Origin of the sequence: Pseudomonas sp. HY2-MNA-CIBAN-0224 (assembly GCF_040310285.1) — a bacterium.
Taxonomy (GTDB): domain Bacteria; phylum Pseudomonadota; class Gammaproteobacteria; order Pseudomonadales; family Pseudomonadaceae; genus Aquipseudomonas; species Aquipseudomonas helleri.
Window position 1 is genome coordinate 1 of sequence record NZ_JBEOPQ010000537.1, and the last position, 271, is coordinate 271.

1 protein-coding gene is annotated in these 271 nt (G+C 47.2%); it reads left to right on the forward strand.

Annotated features, from left to right (window positions below):
- The coding region (locus AAEZ03_RS27465; protein ID WP_350583019.1) for a type VI secretion protein IcmF/TssM N-terminal domain-containing protein at positions 1–271 on the forward strand (271 nt) is incomplete at both ends.

Below are 271 nucleotides of genomic sequence, written 5' to 3' on the forward strand. Positions count from 1 at the left end.
GGTATATGGTCATTGGTAACCCAGCAGCAGGTAAAAGCTCGGCGGTACTTCACTCTGGGCTAAAATTCCCGTTTATGGAAAAAACCAACAAGCTGTCGGTACAAGGTGTCGGCGGTACTCGTAACTGTGATTGGTTTTTTTCTACCGAAGGCATCCTACTCGATACCGCAGGACGCTACTCTGCATACGAAGATGACCGCTCAGACTGGCTGTCGTTTTTAAACCTATTGAAGAAGAACCGCCCCAAAGCGCCTATCAACGGTATTATTAT